Below are 21065 nucleotides of genomic sequence, written 5' to 3'. Positions count from 1 at the left end.
TGGAGCGAAGGTACATGAAAACAAAATGCCCGTAAATATCGATTACGTCTGTTTTTATTTTACGTAAATAAAAACATTTTTAAAGGAGGAGTCAACTATGGCTCGTTATACAGGTCCAGCTTGGAAACTGTCTCGTCGTCTTGGAATCTCTCTAAGCGGCACAGGAAAAGAATTAGAAAAACGCCCTTACGCACCAGGTCCTCACGGTCCTAACCAACGTAAGAAACTTTCAGAATACGGTTTACAATTACAAGAGAAACAAAAACTTCGTCACATGTACGGCATGACTGAGCGTCAATTCCGTCGCACATTTGACCAAGCAGGTAAAATGCCTGGTAAGCACGGCGAAAACTTCATGATCCTTCTTGAAGCTCGTCTTGACAACTTAGTTTACCGTATGGGCTTAGCTCGCACTCGTCGTGCAGCTCGCCAATTAGTAAACCACGGTCACATCATGGTTGATGGCGCTCGCGTAGATATCCCATCTTACCGTGTAAAACCTAACCAAACTATCAGCGTTCGCGAAAAATCTAACAGCCTTGTTGTTGTTAAAGAAGCGATCGAAGTTAACAACTTCGTACCAGAATACTTAACTTTCGATGCTGACAAATTAGAAGCTACTTACACTCGTCACGCTGAGCGTGCTGAGTTACCAGCTGAAATCAACGAAGCATTAATCGTAGAGTTCTACTCTCGTTAATGACAAAAAGCCAATCCTGTGGATTGGCTTTTTTCAATTCCCCCATTATTTTTATATCCTACATAACATAAAAATCCCAATACCCTATACTCCCATCTAAAACAAAAAGAATAACCTCCCTGTTTCCATAAAGAACTCTGTTATATTATGAATTTTCACGGAATAACAATAATATTAAAGATTTTTAAACTTTATAACGAGGAGACATTGATATGGAATTCAGAAATGACATAAACAAAATAGCTAACCAAATTTTAGAACGAACAGAGTACATAACTAATGAAGAAATGACCAAGCAATCATTAATTATTCCTTTTCTTCAAAAACTAGGTTATGACGTTTTTAATCCTTTAGAAGTTAGACCTGAGTATGTTGCAGACTTCGGAACTAAGAAGGGAGAAAAAGTCGATTATGCGGTTTTTAAAAATGGGGTTCCAATTATTTTAATCGAGGCAAAATCTGTAACAGAAAATCTCCTTAAACACGATGCGCAACTATCTAGATATTTCAATGCCTTACCTGATGTCAAAGTAGGGGTACTAACTAATGGTGTAGAATACAAGTTTTATACTGATTTAACAAATGACAATGTGATGGATGAAAAACCTTTCTTCACATTCAGCATGGATAATTTAACTAATTTAGATATTGAAACGATTGAAACTTTTACAAAAGAAAATTTTGAAGCTGAAGAAATCGTAAAATATGCTGAAGAGCTTATTTATATGACCAATTTAAACTCTACAATTAAAGAACTATTTAAAAATCCTTCAGATGACTTCCTTCGTTTTCTAATTAGAGACTTTAGCTCAACTAGAATTACAAATAACGTTTTAGAGCGATTCCGACCAATCGTTAAAAAAGCAATTAATCGAACACTATTAGAAATAATCAGTGATGGTTTAACACCAAAAGAAACAAAAACATCGGAGAAAATAGAAACAAGCCTAGTTGCAGCTGCTTCTACCGAAATAATTGAAGACATTAACAAAGAAGACAAAACAGATAGAGTTTTCACTACAGAAAATGAACTAACCGCATTTAACATTGTTAAAGAGATTTTAACTGAGCATCAAAGAGATATCAGTAACCTCAAATATAAAGATACCATTAGTTATTTTTGTATCATGAATCGTGTAATCACAAAATGGTTTATACGTCTCTTCCTTGATGGCGATGCAAAATCCTTAGTTGTAAGACTCGATTTAGAAGCTACGAAACAGCTATGCCCTAATTTTGTGGTTGAACAAGCCCCAAAATCACAGGGAGTGAGTAGAATTTTTATTGATAACGTTAATGACTTAAAAGATCTGGAAGCACTTATTACTTCGTGCTATGATCAAATTTTAGCTAATGTTTAAAAGAGAAAAATGTACGCTCTTTTTCCAACAACCTGACAAAAAGCCAATCCAATGGATTGGCTTTTGAAGTTTATATATAAAATAAAGTTATTTATTTTCCTCTTTTTGAACATATACATAAGCATCTTTCTGCTCTTTATGTATATCAACCTTCGAATTCTCTGCAAGTTGACCCGCGTTTAGCAAAGAAAAAATAATCAACGCTTCTAGTGACATTTCGTTTTACCACTCCTTTCTAATTGTTATACGTTTATCATACCGCTTACATGTGATTTCCGTATGAACTCGAAAAGGAGATTAAAACAAAAAAAGCTTTGAGGAATTTCCCCAAAGCTTTTTATTTATTAGTAACGAATTAAGAAATATTTCTTTTTACCGCGGCGAATGATTGTAAATTTACCTTCGATGCGGTCGTTTTCTGTTACAACGTAGTCTAACGCTTGTGTACGCTCACCGTTTACGTAGATTGCGCCGTTCGTTACATCTTCACGTGCTTGACGTTTTGATGGAGAGATTTTGCTTTCTACAAGTAAGTCGATTAATACTGTATCTTCTGCAGTACGTTCTACAGATGGTACGTCTTTGAATCCTTGTTCAATTTCGCTTGCAGTTAGTTCTGCTACAGAACCGCTGAATAGCGCAGCTGAAATTTTAATCGCTTGCTCTAATGCTTCTTCGCCGTGAACAAGTTTTGTCATTTCAGAACCTAATGCTTTTTGTGCTGCACGTTTTTCTGGTGCTTCAGCTACTTGCTTTTCAAGCTCAAGAATTTCTTCATGAGATAAGAATGTGAAGTATTTTAAGTATTTAACAACGTCGCGGTCATCTGTGTTAATCCAGAATTGGTAGAACTCGTAAGGAGTTGTTTTCTCTGGGTCTAACCAAATTGCGCCGCCTTCTGTTTTACCAAACTTCGTACCGTCAGATTTTGTAACAAGTGGAATTGTTAAACCGAATGCTTTCGCATCTTCCTCTGATTTACGAATTAATTCAAGACCAGCTGTAATGTTACCCCATTGGTCACTACCACCGATTTGCAAACGGCAATTATGTTGTTGGTATAAGTTTAAGAAGTCGTATGATTGTAAAATCATGTAACTGAACTCAGTGAATGAAATACCAGTTTCTAAACGAGATGCTACTGTATCTTTTGCTAACATATAGTTTAAACCGAAGTTTTTACCGATATCGCGTAAGAATGAAATTACATCTAAGCTACCAAGCCAGTCATAGTTGTTAGCCATCGTTGCTGGGTTGTCCACGTTTTCAAACTCTAAGAAGTTTGAAAGTTGGTTTTTAATGCTTTCTGTGTAGTAAGCAACTGTATCTTTCGTATTTAATGTACGTTCTGCTTTTTTACCACTCGGGTCACCGATCATACCAGTACCACCGCCAACAAGTGCGATTGGTTGGTGGCCAGCTAATTGGAAACGACGTAACATTAATACTGGTAACATATGACCAATATGTAAACTATCCGCTGTCGGGTCGAAACCACAGTATAATTTAACGCTTTCTTTTTCTAATAATTGCTCAAGGCCCTCAGCATCTGTTTGCTGATTAATTAGACCGCGAAATTCAAGATCTTGTAAAATACCCATATCCTACATACTCTCCTTTAAGTTCATTACTGGCGTGAAGGTTGAAAACATAAAAAAATCGCCCCTTCAAATAAGGGACGATTTTGATTATCGCGTTACCACCCTAGTTGCAGGCAAAAAAGCCTACCACCTTATTTACATAACGGCTTAGCACCGTCTTTTCCCTTTTGAATACAATTCAATCGAAAAAAGATGCTCTAGGGGCGTAATTCGCGATCATCTATGTGCTGATTTTCACCGGCCATCAGCTCTCTAAAACAGGGAAATGATCACTACTTCTCCCTTTCCACGCTCAATTATTCATATACTTTTCTTTATACCATCATTTATATAGGCGTGTCAAATAGAGGTCCGGTTTCTCTTCTTGTCAATCCTTTACAACGTCGCAAGAAGTAATTTATTAGACATAAAAAAGCCTCCCTCATCTATTCTTTCATAAATGTATACAGACGAGGAAGGCACTTCGTTCAAATATTATTTTAGTTTTTTTATAATCTTTGCAGGATTCCCGCCAACTACTACATTATTAGGCACATCTTTCGTTACGACAGCACCAGATGCGATCACCGCATTGTCTCCAATTGTTACACCTGGATTAATAATTGCTCTTCCGCCAATCCATACGTTATCGCCAATTGTAACTGGTTTTCCGTATTCTGATCCGCTTATACGCTCTACCGGATCAAGCGGGTGCGTTGCTGTATAAATGTGAACACCTGGAGCTAACATACAGTTCACTCCGATTGTTACCGGGCATACGTCTAAAATCGTACAGTCAAAGTTCGCGTAAAAATTTTCACCGACATGAATGTTATAGCCGTAATCACATCTAAAAGAAGATTCAAGATGAATATTATCTCCTGTCGTTCCGAATAATTCTTTTATGATTTCGCTACGCTCTTTCAATTGCTCTTCTGGCGTATCATTTAATTTTCTCGTTAATATACGTGCTTGCTCTCTTTCTTGTACTAAAACTGGATCAGCCGGTATATACATTTCTCCTAGTATCATCTTTTCTTTTTCTGTTTTCATCATACTACCCCCGTTAACTTATATATATAAGTTAATAATAACATAAAAAAAGGCCTGAACATTTTTTCGTTCAGACCTTCCTCTCTTAATCTTCCATCGTTGATAAGTCACCTGTTGGTAAATTCAGCTCCCACGCTTTTAATACGCGGCGCATAATTTTACCACTTCTCGTTTTCGGTAATTTATCTCTAAATTCAATTTGTCGTGGCGCTGCATGAGCTGCTAGGCCTTTCTTTACAAATTGACGAATTTCTTCTTTTAATTCATCAGATGGTTCGTATCCTGCTCGAAGTGCGATAAATGCTTTAATAATTTCGCCACGCACTGGATCAGGAATACCAATTACACCTGCTTCTGCAACAGCAGCATGCTCGATTAATTTACTTTCTACTTCAAACGGACCAACGCGCTCACCTGACGTCATAATTACATCGTCAATACGTCCTTGGAACCAGAAGTATCCATCTTCATCCATATAGGCAGAGTCACCTGATACGTACCAATCTCCCGGCATGAAATAAGATTCATACTTTTGCTGGTTATTCCAGATTGCACGCATCATAGATGGCCAACCTTTCGCAATTGCTAAGTTACCCATTGTGTATGGAGGAACTTCATTTCCTTCATTATCAACAATCGCTGCTTTTACACCTGGAATGGGTTTACCCATTGAACCTGGACGGATTTCCATACAAGGGTAGTTACAAATAACTTGTCCACCTGTTTCTGTCATCCACCACGTATCATGAATACGAAGTCCAAATGCATTCATACCCCAGCGAATTACTTCTGGATTTAACGGCTCACCAACGCTTAATACGTGACGAACTTGTGATAAGTCATATTTTTTAATTGCGTCTTGTCCAGCTCCCATTAACATACGGAACGCTGTCGGTGCACTATACCAAACTGTTACACCGTAATCTTGCAGTGCTTCATACCAAGCTTCCGGACTAAATCGCCCACCTAAAATAACATTTGACGCTCCAACTAACCACGGTGCGAAAATACCGTAAGCAGTTCCCGTTACCCAGCCTGGATCAGCTGTGCACCAATATACATCGTCTTCTTTTAAATCTAATACCCATTTCGCCGTTTGATAGTGCTGAACCATTGCATTTTGCGCATGAAGCACACCTTTTGGCTTACCAGTAGAACCAGACGTATAGTGAAGAATTAAACCATCTTCACGGCCTAACCATTCAATATGTAATTCTTTTGAAGCTTGTTCAAATAAAGGATTGAACGCTACCGTTTTACCGCCTTCTTCTACATTATCTCCAACAAGAAAAACTGTTTTTAAAGCAGGTAAATCATTTAATGGTACACGCTCTAATAACTCAGGCGTTGTAATTAACACCTTCGCTTCACTATCTTCTAAACGATCGCGAACCGCACCTTCCATAAATGCTTCAAATAACGGTCCAACAATTGCTCCTAATTTCACTGCACCTAAAAGTGCGAAATATAATTCTGGAGAACGTGGCATAAAAATAAAAACGCGATCGCCTTTTTCTACATCGCCATAATTTTTCAGGACATTTCCTGCTTTATTAGAAAAATCCTTCATTTCCTTAAATGTATATTTCTCTTTTCGCGATCCATCTTGATAATAAAGAGCTACTTTATTCTTTCGATCGGATTTCGCATGCTTATCAATTGCCTCATACGCCATATTTACTCGGCCTGTTTCATTCCAAGTAAAGTTTTTATTAACCTCTTCCCAGTTAAAATTCGCGTATGCCTCATCATAATTCGGCAAATTATTTTCTCCTTTAATGACAGGAAGCGTTTCTACTTTCATACTTTACATCCCCCTCCTATGTATTCTATTATCTATTATAATGATATTATTTAAAATTTTCAGTATATTTGTTGGTTTTTAGACAAATTTTTAATGACAAAATTCGATTCACATCGCATATATTATAAAGTACGATATTAATAGATTCACAAACCCTCAAGGTGGTGAGCAATACATTGATTCATAAAAAAATATACAATGCTAGAAACTTAAAAACAGCGAAAGGCACTTTAATTATTGAAGGTCCTGTCTCTACACATAATCTTGAAATGTATGAATTTCATCCAGATTTAGTTGCATTTCGTCCTGCTGAACAGCAATATAAAGCAATTGTCGAAATTTCTAAATTACCAGAAGCTCGACTCATTATTGCTAGACATGACCAGATGATTGTTGGATATGTTACATATTTATATCCTGATCCACTTGAACGATGGTCAGAAGGAAAAATAGAAAACTTAATTGAGCTTGGGGCAATTGAAGTAGTTCCAGCCTTCCGCGGGAGTTCTGTCGGAAAGAACTTACTAGAGGTTTCTATGATGGACGATTATATGGAAGATTACATTATATTGACGACTGAATATTATTGGCACTGGGATTTGAAACAAACAGGATTAAATGTTTGGGAATACCGAAAAGTAATGGAAAAGATGATGAATGCCGGCGGGTTACAATGGATGGCTACAGACGATCCTGAAATTTGTTCACATCCCGCCAACTGTTTAATGGTCCGCATCGGTAAACGCGTTGATACGGATTCTATTCAAGCTTTTGATCGTCTACGTTTTCACAATCGTTTTATGTATTAATAAAGGGGGCAACTGGAATGATTGTAGAAGAAATTATGAATCAAAATGTAGTTACACTACATCCAAACGATACAATCGAAACAGCAATCCGAACGATTCGCACGAAAGGAATTCGGCACATTCCAATTGTCGATCAAAATAATCACGTCGTAGGCATTATTTCTGATCGGGATGTAAGAGATGCAAGTCCGTCTATTCTAGATGAACAAGTTTCACTCGATATGCTACAGCAACCGCTTGAACTTATTATGAAACATCCTGTAATGACTTGCCACCCTCTCGATTTCGTTGAGGAAATTGCTACTTTATTTTTTGAAAATAAAATTGGCTGTCTTCCTGTTACAAAAGCTGGGAAGTTAGTTGGAATAATCTCAGAATCTACAGTACTGCACACGTTAGTAAAATTAACAGGAGCACATCAACCGAGTTCACAAATTGAAATTCAAGTAAAAAATGAACCTGGTATTCTTGGAAAAGTCGTTGCTATTTTTAGTGATTTACAAATAAATATCGTGAGCGTTCTCGTCTATCCAGCAAAAGATGAGAATGATAAAGTACTTGTTTTCCGCATTCAAACGATGAATCCTCTAAAAGTGATTGATGCACTTGAAGCAGAAGGCTATCGCGTATTATGGCCGAACATCATGGGGATGCAAGCATGAGTAGCGCGTTTATTTATTCGGATGACTTTCGGGGCTATTCATTTAGCCCTGATCATCCTTTTAACCAACTGCGCGTCACACTTACGTATGATTTATTACAAAAGGGTGGTTTCATCTCTCCCTCTCAAATCATCTCACCACGGATGGCTACAGATGAAGAGATTGCCTACGTTCATACAGAGGAGTACATAAATGCGGTAAAACGTGCTGGAGAAGGAAAGTTAGAAAAATCAATTGCGATGACATATGGACTAGGAACAGAAGATACACCGATGTTCCCAAATATGCACGAAGCAAGCGCATTGCTCGTTGGCGGTACGTTAACAGCTGTCGATGCTGTTCTTTCCGGAAAAGTAAAACACGCACTTAACTTAGGTGGAGGCTTACATCACGGCTTCCGTGGCAAGGCATCTGGTTTTTGTATTTATAACGATAGCTCCATCGCAATGAAGTATATTCAGAAGAAATACGGTTTACGCGTCTTATATATTGATACAGACGCTCATCACGGTGATGGCGTGCAGTGGTCGTTTTATGATGATCCTAACGTATGCACCATTTCATTACATGAAACTGGTCGCTATTTATTCCCTGGAACTGGCGCTGTAAACGAACGTGGACAAGGTAATGGTTATAGTTATTCTTTTAACGTTCCACTGGATGCTTTTACAGAAGATGAATCCTTTCTAAAATCATATCGAACAGTTGTAAAAGAAGTTGCAGCGTACTTTAAACCGGATATTATTTTAACGCAAAATGGTGCCGACGCACATTACTACGACCCACTTACACACCTTTGTGCAACCATGAATATTTACCGCGAAATACCGAAGCTCGCTCGTGAAATTGCTAATGAATATTGCGACGGTCGCTGGATCGCTGTCGGCGGCGGTGGCTATGACCATTGGCGCGTCGTACCAAGAGCTTGGGCACTTATTTGGCTCGAAATGAACAACATCCAAAACATCTCGGGTTATCTCCCTCCAGAATGGATTGACGCTTGGAAAGGACAAGCCGAAACAGAACTTCCCCTCACATGGGAAGATCCAGACAACATGTATAAACCTATCCCCCGTAAACCAGAAATTGAAGAAAAGAATGCATTAACTGTAGCGAAATCCCTTGAAATTATTCGGAATAATATGACAAAATCTTTGTACTAAACGAAAAGGAGGCTCGTTTTTGAATAGCCTCCTTTTATTTATTGTCGACTACTGTCGGTAAGTCGATATGTTTCGAGTTGCGCCGATATATTTTATTTAATAATTAACCGGTCCAACTTTTATGAAAAAAGGACGTGATATTATGTGGACACAACAAATGATCCCCACAAAACGCGGCACATTTGAACTCTTTACAAAAGGAAATGGCGAACCGCTTTGTATTACACATCACTATTCACAATTTAATGAAACTGGTGATTACTTTGCAGATGTTTTCACTGCTACGCATCGTGTATTTCTCATTAATTTACGAGATGCTGGTAGCTCTGTAACCGCCCAGTCAGAAAACGAATTAAGTATGATTGAAACGGTTAACGATTTAGAAGCAATACGGGAAGCTTTACAACTCCCAACATGGCATTTCACTGGTCATTCAACAGGTGGTATGCTTGGACTTTTATATGCGATTACATATCCAAATTCCTTACAATCATTAGTCGTAGCAGGCGCTGCAGCAAGTAACTATACCGAAACACCATTTTGTATTTATCATCCAGAACATTCACAGTTTCATTATATGCAAGAGCTCATCGAAAACTTAAAAAGCCCTCACCTTACAAGTGAAGAACGGAAAGAACTATCTACTAAGAGAACAAAATTATCATTGTATAAACCAGAAAACTACAACTCTTATTTTTGTAAACCAATCAAAAAAACAATGTCCGTTAGCCGGATGAATGCTTTCGCCAATGAATATCCTTCATTTGATTTAAGGGAGTATTTACCTTCTATAAAAACAAAAACACTAATTATGTGTGGAAGACACGATGTGCAGTGTCCTATTCAATATTCCATCGAGATACATGAGGGTATATGCGATTCTACTTTTGTGACATTTGAGGAGAGCAACCATTATCCTTTTTTAGAAGAAGCTGCTCAGTTTACTTCTACTACTCAAATATTTTATAAATCATTGCAACAAGGAACTCTAAAATAGCATATTAAGGTCGCAAGTTAATTTTCCAACAAAAACCTCACAGCCTCTATAAGACTATGAGGTTTTTCAAAAGAAATATTTCACACTAGTAACAACCAAAAGAAGAACAGAAAAAATTATTAAACCTAAATCAATAAATACTGACTTTTTATCTCCTTCTTTTAAACTTATCATAAAACTAGAAATTATTTTAATTGCAAAAAAGACCATCATAAATAACCAACCCAAATGATCATTCGTAGAATCTTCATCATAAAACATTTGTATTGCACCAATAATTAATAAGATAAGTACAATATTAGTTCCAATCTTTAAAACCTTGTTTGATTTATTATCTTTTAATGTATCCCCCAAAATGTAGCACGCCCTCTCACACTCTCCTATGTTTTATCTCTCTTTATATTTTAACATAAATTACCTATTATCCCCTTTTGATCACATACAAAAAAACCTGCCAAAACTTTGACAGGTTCCCTACACATTAAAACGATAACCAGCTCCCCATACTGTTTCAATATATTGCGGGTGGGCAGGATCTCTTTCAATTTTTTCACGTAGCTTTCTAATGTGGACGACAACAGTGGCTAAATCACCAGCGGAATCTAATCCCCAAATGCGTTCAAATAACTGTTCTTTATTTAATACTTGGTTTGGATGTGTGACAAAGAATGTTAATAAATCAAATTCCTTCGTTGTAAATGCCACTTCTTCATTGTTTATAAAAACTTTCCTCGCTCGTTGATCGATAGAAATTCCGTGAATGTATAGCGTATCACGTTGCTTACTTACATTTCCTGATAATCTTTCATAACGAGCAATATGCGCTTTTACTCTTGCGACTAATTCGCTTGGGCTAAACGGTTTCGTTATATAATCATCCGCTCCTAATCCGAGCCCGCGAATTTTATCTATATCTTCTTTTTTTGCTGAAACAAGTAGAATCGGAATATCTTTTACAGCACGTATTTGTTTACAAATTTCGAATCCGTTCATTTTCGGAAGCATAATATCTAAAATAATTAAATCATAGTCTTCTTGCAGGGCTATTTGTAAACCTGTTTCTCCTGAATGCTCTACATCAACTTGGAAATCATTAATTTCTAAATAATCTCGCTGTAATTCTGCAATACTTACTTCATCTTCTATTAGTAAAATTCTTTTCAATTTACTCACCACATTCCTCTACTTTTTCCAATGAGAAGAAAATGCTTGTGCCTTTACCAAGCTCGCTTTCCGCCCAAATTTCCCCGCCATGTTCTTCAACAATTTGCTTCGCTATTGCTAAACCAAGTCCACTTCCACCTGTGCTAGAATTTCGCGATTGTTCTGCACGATAAAAACGTTCAAAGATATACGGTAGCGTATCAGATTCTATACCTGATCCATTGTCTATCACCTTCACAATAACTTTATTGTTATCACTCGATACTGTTACGGTAATTTTCTTCTCTTCTTTATCCATGTACTTCACACTATTATGAATTAAATTTGATATAACTCTATTTATCTTTTCGCAATCAGCCGTTACATATAATGGCGATGAATGTAATTGTAAGTTAATTTCTATACCTTCTTCACTTAAATCCATCTGCATCTCTTCTATTAATTCTTGCATAAACGTATTTAATTCAACTGTCTCAAATTGGAATGGAACTCGATTTAAATCGAGCTTCGAAAACAAAAAGAGTTCATCAATGAGTGTGTCCATATGTTTTGCCTTCGTATGAATTGTCGTTAAATACTTATCCATTTTTTCTGGCGTATTTGCTACCCCGTCCTTTATTCCTTCTACATATCCGATAATAGATGTAATCGGTGTTTTTAAATCATGCGATATGTTTGAAATAAGTTCTTTTCGATTTTCTTCATACTGCGTTTGTACTTCAATCGATTCCTTTAACTTCTTCCTCATTTCCTCAAATCCTTGATTTAATTGACCTATTTCATCGTGCGATGTAACTGGCATTTGAAAATCTAAATTTCCTTCTTTAATTTTCTCCGTTGCACCTTTCAATACAAAAATTGGTTTTATTACACTTCTTGAAACAAGATAACTTAATAAACCAATGAGTAAAATGGCTAATAGTAAAAGCGATACGAATAAGATTGGAAATAATTTTTGTGTAAGATCTACAAATGAACTTTGCTTTTTTAGTACAAATATACTCCCTTCTTCTTTCTCTGGAAAATAAAAATCAAACTTTACATATCGATAAAATGTCTCGCCTAGTTCCGTTGTACCACGACTATTAATATTTGCCGCTTCAAATTTCGGAAGGGCTTCTGTTAAAGTCGAACTTTCAAATCCCTTATTAGCATAAGAAATGTTTTCTCCCTTTCTTACAATTATTTTCACACCTTCTTTTTCAATTGATGAAACGAACGATTTATCTAATAATTGAGATTGATGTTGCTTTGCCGCTAATTTTAATTCAAGATAGGCATTTTCTTCTTCTGGTGTAAGCGGCTTTTGAATGTAAGAACTTTTATAGAAATTTTTCACTGCTTCCAAATCACCTGTTATTGAAAAAACAATTAAAAATCCCGCGACTAATATGAGCGTAATAGAAACGAGAATTACAGCAATATAAGAAAATAAAAACCTTGTTTTAATAGACATATGTTACATCCTCACTTTACCCATCCTTCATATTCATAAGCATAAAAATATATGTTCAAATACTCAAGCGATTTTATAGTAATTTTAGCGTCAGTTTATAAAAATTTAATGTTCCTATTTTACAGTTGAAATTAGGAGGTTGAAATTCCATGTTCAAAAAAACATTCAGTATGATATGTTGCGTAATTTTTTTACAAGGATGCTCGCAAGAACAAGAAGTCAAAAAGGAGATGACAAACATGGAGACTGCACTACTAGCAGCTACTGAAAAAAATGAAACGAATACTGTTATATCTTTACTAAAACAAGGTGCAAATATAAATGCGACGGATAATCAAGGACGTACCCCTCTTATGATTGCTACATACAAAAATGATGTAAAAACCGCAAAAGCACTTATCAAAGCTGGTGCTGACGTAAATATCCAAGATGACATGAAAAACAATCCCTTTCTATACGCCGGTGCGGAAGGTTACTTAGACATTTTAAAGCTAACAATTAATGCTGGTGCAGATCCTACGATTACAAATCGTTACGGCGGAACAGCTCTTATCCCAGCCTCAGAACATGGCTATATTGACGTTATAAAAGAACTCCTCACTCGAACAAATATTGATGTAAATCATGTAAATAACCTAGGATGGACAGCTTTAATGGAAACTATCGTACTAAGTAACGGAAACGAAACACAGCAACAAGTCATTCGCCTTCTTATTGAGCACGGTGCAGATGTAAATATTCCAGATAATGATGGTGTTACCCCGTTAGAGCATGCTCGCGCTCATAATTTTGCAGAGATAGAGAAAATTTTGTTAGAAGGAAATAAGTAAAAAGCTTATCTTTGCCTTCCTCCCCCATCCTATGCTACATTTAAGCCGTTACATCAATATTAATAGGGTGGGAATACATATGAATAAACCTAAAATTGGGATGATTGGACTTGGTAGCATTGCGCAAAAGGCCTATCTTCCAACACTTACAAAAGAAACAGATTGGAACTTTGTCGGGGCGTTTACACCTAACGCAGAGAAAAGAAAACAAGTTTGCCAGCAATACCGAATTCAAGACTTTCATTCTATTGAAACGTTAGCTTCGGAATGTGATGCAATCTTCGTTCATAGTTCAACTGCATCGCATTATGAAATCGTTTCTGAGCTTTTGAAAAAAGGAATCGACGTTTATGTTGATAAGCCGTTAGCAGCTACTGTGGAACAAGCTGAGCAACTAGTCGAGTTGAGCGAGAAGTATAACCGAAAGTTAATGGTCGGATTTAATCGCAGATTCGTTCCTATGTATGTTGCTGCCAAAGAACAGGCTCATGATATTTCATGGATTCGAATTGAAAAGCATCGCACAAATAAAGTCGGGCCATATACGTACGACTTCACTATGTTAGATGATTATTTACACATTGTAGATACTGCTCGCTGGTTCGCTAATGATGACCTTAACGTCGTTCACAATATGATGCAAATCAATGAAAAGAATGAACTTCTTTACGGACATCATACATATACAACTCCAAGTGGACTGTTACTTTCTACTGCAATGCATCGCCATGCCGGTACAAATTTAGAACAAATTGAACTTGTAACGCCAGGGAAAATCATTCGCGTAAAAAATATGAATACATTTGAAATTGAACAGGAAAACTCAGTTTCACAAAGCGGTTCTCCATCATGGGATACGACGTTAAAACAACGTGGTTTTGAAGATGCTGTTCATCATTTTATTGAATGTGTACACGGAGATACAAAGCCTGTTGTAGATGGATTAGAAGGATTAAAAACGCAGCAAATGCTACAATCTTTACTAGATGATGTAAACAAAAATTAAAACGGATACATTTTTCAGAATTTACTTTCATTCCCATTTCCCCTTTATTTCTCTCGTAAATTTCTATAAAATATGTTGATAGGAATTATAAATTTCATAATGAATCGTGGAAAGGATGGGATTGACACATGTGGAACGAGTTTAAAAAGTTCGCTTTCAAAGGGAATGTCGTTGATTTAGCTGTCGGGGTTGTAATCGGTGCTGCATTCGGTAAAATCGTTAGTTCTTTAGTAAAAGACATTATTACACCATTACTTGGTATGGTATTAGGTGGCGTTAACTTTACAGATTTGCACTTTGGATACGGTAAATCAGCTGTTATGTATGGTAACTTCATCCAAACAATTTTTGATTTCTTAATTATCGCAGCTTCTATCTTTATGTTTATTAAAGTTTTCAACAAACTAACATCTAAAAAAGAAGACGAAAAAGAGGAAGAAATTCCAGAACCAACAAAAGAAGAAGTTCTTCTTGGCGAAATTCGCGACTTATTAAAACAACAAAATTCTTCTAAAGATAGAGCATAATTGAACGGATAAAAAGGCATGTCCCTCGGGACATGCCTTTTCTATATGCTATAACGTTTCCGAATTCATATGAATAAACAAAATAATACCAGCAACCATAAGTACCATAATGCTACCTGCAAATAGTGTAATACCAATAAACATTAAACTTTTGCTCATATCTACTGATACACTTTCAATAAAAATAGAAATTACATACGTGATAAGGGCAATTCCTGCAAGAATACTTCCTGGAACAAATCGCTTTAAACCATTTTGTTTTAACGTCATATATGCAAAAATAGCAGTCATACAAAGCGTAATTATCCAAAGAACGATCATCTCTTTTCCCCCCTCACAAGCCTTTTCTTTCTATTATACATGACATTGCCCTATAATAGTTATTTTTACACTTATGTGACATATAACAAGGAATCATACAATCTATAGAAAACTCTTCCAGGTAAGCTATATACTAGGGAGGATTTCAATTGGAAGATGATATTGTAGGATATTTTAAACAAGTAGAGCGATTTGATTATATTACAATCGACTTAGACAAAATTTTTTTTACATGGAAGTTGTACAAATAGAAACAAATGTAACTTTGCTAAAAATATCACTTAACTTAAAAAAAGATAAAACGATTGTAGATGGAAAAGCAAAGCACTATGATTCTTCTAGGCTAGAGCATTTAATACAAAATTTTAAACGCACTGCACAAACATGCCTTGAACATAATTTACGAAGCGCTGAAGAACTTTTTGCATTTTGGAAAAGAAATTGACCACTAGAAAAATATGGATATCCCTCATATAAATTGATATAATTACCATATACAAATATTCTTTGTAAGGGAGTGTTCATAATGATTTGGATTTCACTAATCGTATTAGCTTATTTCATCATTCTCGTCCCAATACAGTACAACTACATTAAAATACTCAAAGAAAAACAGAAAAAAATGAGTGTCTCACAAAACGAACTATATGACAACATGTCTTATGAAGAATCCCAAGTGCATTACCATTATCAAAGTAACGTATTTACAATACCTGCTTCGCTTGTCGCAAGTATTATTTATAAGGTGAAACATGCAGCATAATATGTACGCTGTAAAATTATTGTTTGAGTCTGTTCATTCTGGTGAGCCTCATCCTATGAAAATGGATGAGCATTATGAAGAGAATCACGATACACTTTTTGAAGAAAGTATTATTCTTGTTAAAGCAAACAGTTTAGAAGAAGCTCATGAACTAGGTGAAAAGATAGCTATACAATCGGAGCACACATACGATAATATGTATGATGAGCAAATCACATGGACGTTCCGAAAAGTGTTACATGTATTTGAATTAGACGATACGCCATTTGAAACTGGAAAAGAATTGTACGCAAAATTTTTACACGTTAAGAAAAATGAAACTGTAGATACAGTAATTGAAAAATATTATCCTGAATATGAATAAAAGCTCACAGCAATCGCTGTGAGCTTTTTTATACTTATTTCGTTGAATCTCTAAATTGGATACGGTGAGGTAAGATAACAGTGTGATCTTCCACTTTTTCTTTGTTCATATACTTTGTTAATAGACGCATTGCTACTGCACCGAAATCATACATCGGTTGTACAACTGTTGAAAGCTGCGGACGAACCATTAATGCAAGGCGTGTATTATCGAAACCAAGTACTTCTACGTCAGTTGGTACGTTTAATCCAGCATCTTGTGCTGCATGGATTACACCTAGTGCCATTTCATCAGAAGACACGAAGATTGCTGTTGGCTTTTCATCATTGCTCCAAAGCTTTTCGAATGCTTCGATACCTGAGTCATATGTGTAATCTCCATCGATTACAAGATTTTCATCATATGAAATACCTTCTTCTTCTAAAGCTTTTTTATAACCTTGTAACTTCTTCGCGCTTCCCGCTTTATCAATGAATGGACCAGAGACGAAACCGATACGCTTATGTCCTTGTTCGATAAAGTGCTTCATTGCATCGTAAGCTGCTTGTGTATAATCAATATTTACTGATGGCGTTTCATTTTGCTCATCAAATGACGCTGCTAATACAATTGGTACTGGAGATTTTTTAAATTCTTCAATGTGAATGTCTGTAATATCTTCACCCATGAAAACAATTCCGTCCACTTGTTTTCCAAGCATCGTATTTAATAGATGGAACTCTTTCTCTTTGTTTTGATCAGAGTTACTTAAAATGATGTTATATTTGTACATTGTTGCGATATCTTCAATTCCACGTGCAAGTTCTGCATAAAACGTATTTGAGATATCAGGAATAATAACACCTACCGTAGTTGTCTTCTTACTTGCTAGTCCACGTGCTACCGCATTTGGACGGTATCCTAAACGATCAATTGCTTCTAATACTTTCTTTCTTGTTGTAGGCTTTACATTTGGGTTACCGTTCACAACGCGTGATACGGTAGCCATTGAAACGTTCGCTTCGCGCGCTACATCATAGATTGTTACGTTCATCTCATCGCACACTCCTTCTATTTTTGTTATCTATTTTTATGTATCGGTTACTTGAATGAAAAAAAGACATCAACTCTATTTGCAGATGCCACCAATCGTCCCGAGTTCTTCCTTTTACTAATGATACGATATAAACGCAGGCTCATACAATATTTTCCCGCAAAAGTTTCGAAAAAATTCGCTTCTTTTCTCGTATTTTCGTATTTTTTATGAAAAAAGGGCATTTTTTGTAAAAAAATAGATATTTCCTAAGTAGAAATCTTATTTTAAGCAGTACGATAGTAAATGAAATTTATATCGGCGATTTTTCGAATATATGAACCGTAACTCGAAATATATCGGCGATTTCCCAAATATATCGACCACAACTCTAATTATATCAGCGATTTTTTTAATATACCAACTTCCCAACAAAAATCGACAATGACAGTCGCTATACAGCTGTCCCAAAATGCCTTTTTGGAACAGCTCATTAAAAGTTTTTATAATTTACTTCCAAATGATTTTAATTCATTCATAAAATCATTGAACTGCGGGATATTCATTTGCTGCGCCGCATCTGATAAAGCTACAGCTGGATTTGGATGTACTTCAGCCATAATTGCGTTTGCACCAATTGCCATCGCTGCTTTTGCAGTTAGTAAGAGAAGGTCACGTCTCTCTGTAGAATGCGTTACATCAAAAACGACAGGTAAATGTGTCTCTTTCTTTAAAATCGGTACAGCGGAAATATCAAGCGTATTACGCGTTGCTCTTTCATTGCTTCAGCAACTTGACGTACTTGTTCATAACTTTCCACTGCACACGGTCCCATAATAAAATGCTAATTTCCGTTACCAATTTTTTCACCATTAATTTCAACAATCGTATCTTCTATTTTTTCTTACAAGACACAAGTAGTGCTTTACGATGATCCTCTTCTTGTAACTCTAAGCCAACTTGAAAAATTTGTTTGAAAATATGTTGTAAAGTCGAAGTTTCAAATGGACCATTATTATTCTCTACAATTAAATCCAGCATATTTCTTTCACGTACAGGATCAAAACGTTTCACACCTTATACTTCTTTTAAAGTACCAACTTCTTGTACGAGACGACCTCTTTCGTTTAATAACTCTAATATTTGTAAATTAAGTTGATCAATTTCAGAACGTAAACGACCTAATTGTTGTGATGCCATAAAAAAGCCACATCTTTCAAATTCCTATATATTACTTTTTTAAGATAATTTATTATAGTTGATACATATACGATTGTCACACGATATACAGCAATGAATTATCATCAAAAAACATTGTATATTTTCATTTAAAATAAAAAAAAAGACAGTTTACATACTGTCTTTTTTACAAGAAGGAAACAAACGGTTTATCACTGTTTTTCTCTTTTATAATAACGGCCTCAATTTTACTCTCGGACTTGATCTGTAATTGTACTTTCGCATCTTTAGGCAATTTGTCCAACATACCTTGCGCAGCCAATTGGGTAAGAGCCATTAATTCTGTTTTACCGTTATATTTAATAACAATATTCATATTTAATGTATCCATTTGATCTTTCTTATAAGAAACTTTTGCGTTGACTGGAATAAAATCTCCAGTAGAAAAACCTTTTATTTCCTTAGCAAAGTTAGTTATTTTTGTATTATCTTCTCCATGTGCTTGTGTAAATTCATCAGAAGGATATGAATACGACTTTTCATCAATTGTACTCCAATTTCCAAGGTTCGTATCATTCTTTTGAACAGTAGCACTAGCAATATACGTACCATTTTTTAAAGAACTTGTACTTTCTTGCTTAAAGATAGCAAACGTAATTGGAGATTTGTTATATTTATCATTTTTATTAATAGCTTCAATAAGTTGTTTAGCAACTTCAGACCCTTTAGACATAGCTTCTTCATTCGATACACTTGAAGACATAGCTAAGCCAATCATAACACCAGATAAACTTAATTCATTTGAATTCTGTTTTCCGAAATAGTCTTGTTCTATAATATTCGTCAAAACTGGCGCTTCTACTTTCGCAACTAGTTCATCAACTAGTTTCTCTGGAATATACTGATTTAATTGCAGTACGTGACTCTCTGTATCAAATTGCTGCGTTGCAATATTTATTAAACCATTTTCATACTCTGCTAAATCTAATTTAGAATTTGTTTTTATATTAGCTGTATTAATAACCTTTTGTTCTTTTAAAGGAATAACAGTTCTATAATAATCTTTAGAAACAGCAGTTCTCGGAATCATACTTTTTTCTTTTGTATCTTTTTGTATAACTTCATCCTTCTTACTAATCGTATTACTATTGTTACTACAAGCTCCCAGTAATAAACTTACGACTGCGAAGGATAATGCCATTTTCTTCATTACTTAAAACCTACTTTCAACAATCTAGTTATTTAGTTTGAACTATTAATAGTGTACCACTAAATATATTTCAACAAAAACAAAAAAAAAGAAGCAAGCACCTTTAGCTTGCTTCTTTTTACTTTATATTCTCTTCTAAAGCATCTTTTTTAATATTCCAATGAGATGTATTCCATACTACCATCCCATCTTTTATGTATAACACTTGCGGTGATTCATGTCTAATACTGTATTGTTCTGCAACACGATTTGACACATCTCTCGCATCTTGTACGTATAAGTAATACGCTGGCACTTCTCTTTCTTCACTGCAATACGCTTGAAATTCTGTGTATGCACCGTGACTAATCGGGCATGTCGTACTATGTTTAAAAAGAACATACGGCTCATTCTTTTCTACTAAGACTTCAAGCTCTTCAATTGTTTCAAGCTTTGTCATATTCATCACGATTCACCTCTCATACGAAATCTAGAGCGCTTCTCTTTCTTTTCAGCGTTTTTCTCAATTCTTTCTAATTTACGCTCTTCTTTTTCAACCTTCTTCTCTTGTCTCGACGCACGGTAATGATTGTATACTTCAATCGCCGCACTGCTCCACTGTACAACTTGCGCTACTTTATCAGCGTTATTTTCAATTTCGTCCGTTACAGAGTCTGATACATTACGAAGCTTCGTATTTAAAGATTGGATTGTCGTTCCAATCCCATCTACACCCGCTACCACTTTATTTAATGACTGTGACTTCTGTTGAATATCATCAGCTAACGCATTCGTTTTATGTAATAATTGCTCTGTCTCTACGCTAATTCCTTGCATTTGTTTTTCTAAACCTTCTAACGTGCTTGCAACGTTTTCTAACGTCTTCTGAACCGATAACAACGTTCTGCATACATACACAACTAATACTGCGAAAGCAACCGCGATAATAGCCGCACTTACATATAAAAGAACTTGCATTTCATCACTTCCTTTATCTTTTTCATACTTTCCCCTATTATACAATCATTTTCCGTTTCATTCTAATCCCTATCTCATCATTAGAATTTTCATACTTATTCGTTAACTGTAACATAAATCATTCAACAAATTCCACTAAGTAGGTTA

General features: G+C 35.7%; 25 protein-coding genes, 2 pseudogenes and 1 other annotated feature. Of the genes and pseudogenes, 12 read left to right on the top strand and 15 right to left on the bottom strand.

Annotated elements, in window-relative coordinates; translation table 11 throughout:
• The first annotated feature begins 97 nt into the window (after positions 1–97).
• Together rpsD and ASE54_RS22050 are read left to right on the top strand one after the other, a co-directional pair.
• On the top strand, positions 98–700 hold the full coding sequence (gene rpsD, locus ASE54_RS22055) for a 30S ribosomal protein S4 (RefSeq protein WP_000135320.1): 603 nt from the start codon (positions 98–100) through the stop codon (positions 698–700).
• Positions 701–912: 212 nt separating this feature from the next.
• Positions 913–2061 carry a type I restriction endonuclease gene (locus ASE54_RS22050; protein WP_000395711.1) on the top strand — a complete coding sequence of 383 codons (1149 nt, stop codon included), beginning with the start codon at positions 913–915 and terminating at the stop codon, positions 2059–2061.
• A gap of 87 nt (positions 2062–2148) precedes the next feature.
• On the opposite strand, the gene ASE54_RS22045 is transcribed toward ASE54_RS22050, so the two are convergent.
• From ASE54_RS22045 to acsA, 4 genes are all read right to left on the bottom strand, one after another.
• The gene (locus ASE54_RS22045; protein ID WP_000050940.1) at positions 2149–2277 is read right to left on the bottom strand and encodes a hypothetical protein; all 129 of its coding nucleotides are present in this window, start codon (positions 2275–2277) and stop codon (positions 2149–2151) included.
• A 128-nt stretch (positions 2278–2405) separates the two neighbouring features.
• Positions 2406–3662 carry a tyrosine--tRNA ligase gene (tyrS, locus tag ASE54_RS22040; protein WP_000512092.1) on the bottom strand — a complete coding sequence of 419 codons (1257 nt, stop codon included), beginning with the start codon at positions 3660–3662 and terminating at the stop codon, positions 2406–2408.
• A gap of 70 nt (positions 3663–3732) precedes the next feature.
• Positions 3733–3960, bottom strand: a binding site (T-box leader).
• A 176-nt stretch (positions 3961–4136) separates the two neighbouring features.
• Positions 4137–4697 (bottom strand): maltose acetyltransferase domain-containing protein, encoded by a 561-nt coding sequence (locus ASE54_RS22035; RefSeq protein WP_003257681.1) that lies wholly within the window; start codon positions 4695–4697, stop codon positions 4137–4139.
• Positions 4698–4779: 82 nt separating this feature from the next.
• Positions 4780–6498: an acetate--CoA ligase gene (gene acsA / locus ASE54_RS22030; RefSeq protein WP_000862047.1), complete on the bottom strand. Its 1719-nt coding sequence runs from the start codon at positions 6496–6498 to the stop codon at positions 4780–4782.
• A 176-nt stretch (positions 6499–6674) separates the two neighbouring features.
• Between acsA and acuA the strand changes: the two genes are divergently transcribed.
• The 4 genes from acuA to ASE54_RS22010 all read left to right on the top strand — a co-directional run bounded on the left by acuA (position 6675) and on the right by ASE54_RS22010 (position 10129).
• Positions 6675–7307, top strand: coding sequence for an acetoin utilization protein acetyltransferase AcuA (gene acuA, locus ASE54_RS22025; protein WP_000581392.1), 633 nt, complete (start codon positions 6675–6677; stop codon positions 7305–7307).
• A 17-nt stretch (positions 7308–7324) separates the two neighbouring features.
• On the top strand, positions 7325–7969 hold the full coding sequence (locus ASE54_RS22020) for an acetoin utilization AcuB family protein (RefSeq protein ID WP_000634583.1): 645 nt from the start codon (positions 7325–7327) through the stop codon (positions 7967–7969).
• Positions 7966–9132 (top strand): acetoin utilization protein AcuC, encoded by a 1167-nt coding sequence (gene acuC / locus ASE54_RS22015; RefSeq protein ID WP_000092825.1) that lies wholly within the window; start codon positions 7966–7968, stop codon positions 9130–9132. Before ASE54_RS22020 ends, acuC begins: the two co-directional genes overlap by 4 nt.
• 121 nt (positions 9133–9253) lie before the next feature.
• A complete protein-coding gene (locus ASE54_RS22010) occupies positions 9254–10129 on the top strand; it encodes an alpha/beta hydrolase (protein WP_003257684.1) in 876 nt (291 codons plus the stop codon).
• A 66-nt stretch (positions 10130–10195) separates the two neighbouring features.
• On the opposite strand, the gene ASE54_RS22005 is transcribed toward ASE54_RS22010, so the two are convergent.
• From ASE54_RS22005 to ASE54_RS21995, 3 genes are all read right to left on the bottom strand, one after another.
• Positions 10196–10483, bottom strand: coding sequence for a hypothetical protein (locus ASE54_RS22005; RefSeq protein ID WP_000502926.1), 288 nt, complete (start codon positions 10481–10483; stop codon positions 10196–10198).
• A 120-nt stretch (positions 10484–10603) separates the two neighbouring features.
• Positions 10604–11293, bottom strand: a complete 690-nt coding sequence (locus tag ASE54_RS22000; RefSeq protein ID WP_003280338.1) for a response regulator transcription factor — start codon at positions 11291–11293, stop codon at positions 10604–10606.
• 1 nt (position 11294) lies between these two features.
• Positions 11295–12749 carry a HAMP domain-containing sensor histidine kinase gene (locus ASE54_RS21995; protein WP_000023861.1) on the bottom strand — a complete coding sequence of 485 codons (1455 nt, stop codon included), beginning with the start codon at positions 12747–12749 and terminating at the stop codon, positions 11295–11297.
• A 149-nt stretch (positions 12750–12898) separates the two neighbouring features.
• Between ASE54_RS21995 and ASE54_RS21990 the strand changes: the two genes are divergently transcribed.
• The 3 genes from ASE54_RS21990 to mscL all read left to right on the top strand — a co-directional run bounded on the left by ASE54_RS21990 (position 12899) and on the right by mscL (position 15112).
• Positions 12899–13579: an ankyrin repeat domain-containing protein gene (locus tag ASE54_RS21990; RefSeq protein ID WP_000475121.1), complete on the top strand. Its 681-nt coding sequence runs from the start codon at positions 12899–12901 to the stop codon at positions 13577–13579.
• Positions 13580–13658: 79 nt separating this feature from the next.
• Positions 13659–14585: a Gfo/Idh/MocA family oxidoreductase gene (locus ASE54_RS21985; protein ID WP_001039702.1), complete on the top strand. Its 927-nt coding sequence runs from the start codon at positions 13659–13661 to the stop codon at positions 14583–14585.
• 128 nt (positions 14586–14713) lie between these two features.
• On the top strand, positions 14714–15112 hold the full coding sequence (gene mscL, locus ASE54_RS21980; protein WP_000267015.1) for a large conductance mechanosensitive channel protein MscL: 399 nt from the start codon (positions 14714–14716) through the stop codon (positions 15110–15112).
• Between the two features lie 48 nt (positions 15113–15160).
• Here the strand turns inward: mscL and ASE54_RS21975 are convergent, their stop codons facing one another.
• On the bottom strand, positions 15161–15433 hold the full coding sequence (locus ASE54_RS21975) for a DUF3917 domain-containing protein (protein ID WP_000636586.1): 273 nt from the start codon (positions 15431–15433) through the stop codon (positions 15161–15163).
• 149 nt (positions 15434–15582) lie between these two features.
• On the opposite strand from ASE54_RS21975, the pseudogene ASE54_RS21970 reads away from it, so the two are divergent.
• From ASE54_RS21970 to ASE54_RS21960, 3 genes and pseudogenes are all read left to right on the top strand, one after another.
• A pseudogene (locus ASE54_RS21970) lies at positions 15583–15878 on the top strand (hypothetical protein).
• Positions 15879–15959: 81 nt separating this feature from the next.
• The gene (locus tag ASE54_RS21965; RefSeq protein WP_000637885.1) at positions 15960–16196 is read left to right on the top strand and encodes a DUF3949 domain-containing protein; all 237 of its coding nucleotides are present in this window, start codon (positions 15960–15962) and stop codon (positions 16194–16196) included.
• A 1-nt stretch (position 16197) separates the two neighbouring features.
• Positions 16198–16560, top strand: coding sequence for a DUF4288 domain-containing protein (locus ASE54_RS21960; protein WP_003309991.1), 363 nt, complete (start codon positions 16198–16200; stop codon positions 16558–16560).
• A 34-nt stretch (positions 16561–16594) separates the two neighbouring features.
• On the opposite strand, the gene ccpA is transcribed toward ASE54_RS21960, so the two are convergent.
• From ccpA to ASE54_RS21925, 7 genes and pseudogenes are all read right to left on the bottom strand, one after another.
• Positions 16595–17593 carry a catabolite control protein A gene (gene ccpA / locus ASE54_RS21955; RefSeq protein ID WP_001103302.1) on the bottom strand — a complete coding sequence of 333 codons (999 nt, stop codon included), beginning with the start codon at positions 17591–17593 and terminating at the stop codon, positions 16595–16597.
• A 482-nt stretch (positions 17594–18075) separates the two neighbouring features.
• Positions 18076–18345 (bottom strand): annotated as a pseudogene (locus ASE54_RS21950) (chorismate mutase); the annotation flags it as partial.
• Positions 18346–18466: 121 nt separating this feature from the next.
• On the bottom strand, positions 18467–18646 hold the full coding sequence (locus ASE54_RS37640) for a chorismate mutase (RefSeq protein WP_000819174.1): 180 nt from the start codon (positions 18644–18646) through the stop codon (positions 18467–18469).
• Positions 18647–18649: 3 nt separating this feature from the next.
• On the bottom strand, positions 18650–18772 hold the full coding sequence (locus ASE54_RS37635) for a chorismate mutase (RefSeq protein ID WP_000168213.1): 123 nt from the start codon (positions 18770–18772) through the stop codon (positions 18650–18652).
• A gap of 166 nt (positions 18773–18938) precedes the next feature.
• Positions 18939–19961 carry a CamS family sex pheromone protein gene (locus tag ASE54_RS21935; RefSeq protein ID WP_000738029.1) on the bottom strand — a complete coding sequence of 341 codons (1023 nt, stop codon included), beginning with the start codon at positions 19959–19961 and terminating at the stop codon, positions 18939–18941.
• Between the two features lie 118 nt (positions 19962–20079).
• Positions 20080–20406, bottom strand: a complete 327-nt coding sequence (gene ytxJ / locus ASE54_RS21930; protein ID WP_001057469.1) for a bacillithiol system redox-active protein YtxJ — start codon at positions 20404–20406, stop codon at positions 20080–20082.
• Positions 20406–20918 carry a DUF948 domain-containing protein gene (locus tag ASE54_RS21925; protein ID WP_001197721.1) on the bottom strand — a complete coding sequence of 171 codons (513 nt, stop codon included), beginning with the start codon at positions 20916–20918 and terminating at the stop codon, positions 20406–20408. The genes ytxJ and ASE54_RS21925 overlap by 1 nt, the downstream gene beginning before the upstream one ends.
• Positions 20919–21065: the final 147 nt, after the last annotated feature.

Source organism: Bacillus sp. Root131 (assembly GCF_001429475.1).
In the GTDB taxonomy this organism is placed as follows: domain Bacteria; phylum Bacillota; class Bacilli; order Bacillales; family Bacillaceae_G; genus Bacillus_A; species Bacillus_A thuringiensis_S.
The sequence above is the reverse complement of the archived record's forward strand: the minus strand, read 5'-3'. Positions and strand labels throughout refer to the sequence as shown.

Excerpts from the sequence above, each read along its gene's own strand:
- ASE54_RS21925 (WP_001197721.1), bottom strand. The coding sequence starts at position 20,918 with ATGCAAGTTCTTTTATATGTAAGTGCGGCTATTATCGCGGTTGCTTTC.
- ASE54_RS22045 (WP_000050940.1), bottom strand. The coding sequence starts at position 2,277 with ATGTCACTAGAAGCGTTGATTATTTTTTCTTTGCTAAACGCGGGTCAA.
- ASE54_RS21985 (WP_001039702.1), top strand. The coding sequence starts at position 13,659 with ATGAATAAACCTAAAATTGGGATGATTGGACTTGGTAGCATTGCGCAA.
- ASE54_RS22020 (WP_000634583.1), top strand. The coding sequence starts at position 7,325 with ATGATTGTAGAAGAAATTATGAATCAAAATGTAGTTACACTACATCCA.
- ASE54_RS22010 (WP_003257684.1), top strand. The coding sequence starts at position 9,254 with ATGAAAAAAGGACGTGATATTATGTGGACACAACAAATGATCCCCACA.
- rpsD (WP_000135320.1), top strand. The coding sequence starts at position 98 with ATGGCTCGTTATACAGGTCCAGCTTGGAAACTGTCTCGTCGTCTTGGA.
- mscL (WP_000267015.1), top strand. The coding sequence starts at position 14,714 with ATGTGGAACGAGTTTAAAAAGTTCGCTTTCAAAGGGAATGTCGTTGAT.
- tyrS (WP_000512092.1), bottom strand. The coding sequence starts at position 3,662 with ATGGGTATTTTACAAGATCTTGAATTTCGCGGTCTAATTAATCAGCAA.
- ASE54_RS37635 (WP_000168213.1), bottom strand. The coding sequence starts at position 18,772 with ATGGCATCACAACAATTAGGTCGTTTACGTTCTGAAATTGATCAACTT.
- ASE54_RS21960 (WP_003309991.1), top strand. The coding sequence starts at position 16,198 with ATGTACGCTGTAAAATTATTGTTTGAGTCTGTTCATTCTGGTGAGCCT.
- ASE54_RS21975 (WP_000636586.1), bottom strand. The coding sequence starts at position 15,433 with ATGATCGTTCTTTGGATAATTACGCTTTGTATGACTGCTATTTTTGCA.
- acsA (WP_000862047.1), bottom strand. The coding sequence starts at position 6,498 with ATGAAAGTAGAAACGCTTCCTGTCATTAAAGGAGAAAATAATTTGCCG.
- ASE54_RS22035 (WP_003257681.1), bottom strand. The coding sequence starts at position 4,697 with ATGATGAAAACAGAAAAAGAAAAGATGATACTAGGAGAAATGTATATA.
- ytxJ (WP_001057469.1), bottom strand. The coding sequence starts at position 20,406 with ATGAATATGACAAAGCTTGAAACAATTGAAGAGCTTGAAGTCTTAGTA.
- ASE54_RS21990 (WP_000475121.1), top strand. The coding sequence starts at position 12,899 with ATGTTCAAAAAAACATTCAGTATGATATGTTGCGTAATTTTTTTACAA.
- ASE54_RS21935 (WP_000738029.1), bottom strand. The coding sequence starts at position 19,961 with ATGAAGAAAATGGCATTATCCTTCGCAGTCGTAAGTTTATTACTGGGA.
- ASE54_RS21965 (WP_000637885.1), top strand. The coding sequence starts at position 15,960 with ATGATTTGGATTTCACTAATCGTATTAGCTTATTTCATCATTCTCGTC.
- ccpA (WP_001103302.1), bottom strand. The coding sequence starts at position 17,593 with ATGAACGTAACAATCTATGATGTAGCGCGCGAAGCGAACGTTTCAATG.
- ASE54_RS21995 (WP_000023861.1), bottom strand. The coding sequence starts at position 12,749 with ATGTCTATTAAAACAAGGTTTTTATTTTCTTATATTGCTGTAATTCTC.
- ASE54_RS22050 (WP_000395711.1), top strand. The coding sequence starts at position 913 with ATGGAATTCAGAAATGACATAAACAAAATAGCTAACCAAATTTTAGAA.
- acuC (WP_000092825.1), top strand. The coding sequence starts at position 7,966 with ATGAGTAGCGCGTTTATTTATTCGGATGACTTTCGGGGCTATTCATTT.